The sequence below is a fragment of the Bacillus sp. 17RED48 genome (genome assembly GCF_019837545.1).
Classification (GTDB): domain Bacteria; phylum Bacillota; class Bacilli; order Bacillales; family Bacillaceae_G; genus Bacillus_A; species Bacillus_A wiedmannii.
The window spans coordinates 1-1,400 of record NZ_JADAXG010000046.1; the positions used below are offsets into that span (position 1 = coordinate 1).

The 1,400-nt window shown below is 33.6% G+C and carries 1 protein-coding gene; it reads right to left on the reverse strand.

Annotated elements, in window-relative coordinates:
- A partial coding sequence (locus ILT06_RS32140) for an IS4 family transposase (protein WP_222655997.1) occupies nt 1-1,306 on the reverse strand: 1,306 nt, incomplete at its 3' end.
- Nucleotides 1,307-1,400 lie beyond the last annotated feature (94 nt).

The window sequence follows — 1,400 nt, forward strand, 5'->3', positions numbered from 1 at the left end:
TTAGAAGCTTTGTTATCTCTTGGGTGTTTTGTATGGATTGATAGAGGAGAAATAGATGGTCTTGAATCATTCCAATTGCTTTATATTCACTTAATTCTTTTTGCTTCTTCTGTAATAAAAGTTGACGCATTTTAAACATGGTAGAAGAACATAAAAAAATAGCGATCAGTTTTCCGTATAAATGGCACTCTATTCTTTCTTGTTTGACAGTGCGACAATGATCTATATCAAATAATGATTTCCACGTTTTAAAAACAATTTCTATCTGCCAGCGTAATGTATACAATTCATGTACTTGTTCCATCGGAACCCACTCCCAAGGTGCATTTGTTACATATACATTTAATCCCGCTACTAATTTACTTTTCTCTGAATAGGTTCTGTGTTTTGATTTTTCTTTTTCTGCAATTTTCTCTAGGCGTTTTTGTAATTGTGCCGCTGTTAAACGATGAAAAACGAGACGTGAAAATAACTGCTGTTTATCTCCAATATAAGCTTGCTGATATTCTATCGTTTCTCCTGGTTGAAGTTGATTCAAAATCTGTATGACATTGATTTGTATGTATTGTGATTGTTTTTTAATGGAACCATTTTTAAAATATTCCGGATCTGGATTTTTTACATATACGTTTGTATTTAACTTTAACCGCGAAATATAATACGTACCCCGTTGATCCATTTGATCTAAATCCTCTAATGAAAAATATCCTAAATCACGAATACATAAATCGCCTGGCCGTAACGTATCTAAACATTCTGTTCCGAATGTTTTATCATTATTTTTTCCAGGTCCCACTTGAAAATTAAGAAATTGTCCACTATGCAAATCATATTCTAATTGAATTTTGATACCGGCTGTTTGCGCACAGCCACCTGAACCAGGATATATATGTTCCAAAGTATGGGGTACTTGAAACATAGTGGCATCCATGATGCGAATACGTTTAAAATACGCAAAAAGTTGGCTAGAAACGGGAGTTTGTTCACAGATTTTTTGTTGTAACAACAAAGAAAAGATATGTTTTAAAAATAACACTGATTTTTCATTAAATCGTTTATTTAAGCCCTCCGGGCTAAGTACAGTACCTGTAACTGCGTGAAGTCTACTACATAATCGTACTAAAGGATCACTGGCCACCCTTTGACTAATCCAAATACAAATGGTAGCTAAATCTGATCCCGAAAATTTGCGTTTTCTCTTTACAAACTTCATCTCTCTTGCTAGTTCTTCCAAAAATTCAGGTGTTATATAGCGCTGTAATTCTTCCACAAATGGTTGTAATTCATCTTGAATCGAGAGATTCATAAAAAAACGTCACCCTTTCTCATTTATATTATGTAAGAAAGAATAACGTTTTTTTGTACTTGGGGGTAGTAAAAAGCCTTAAGTTGATGGGCAT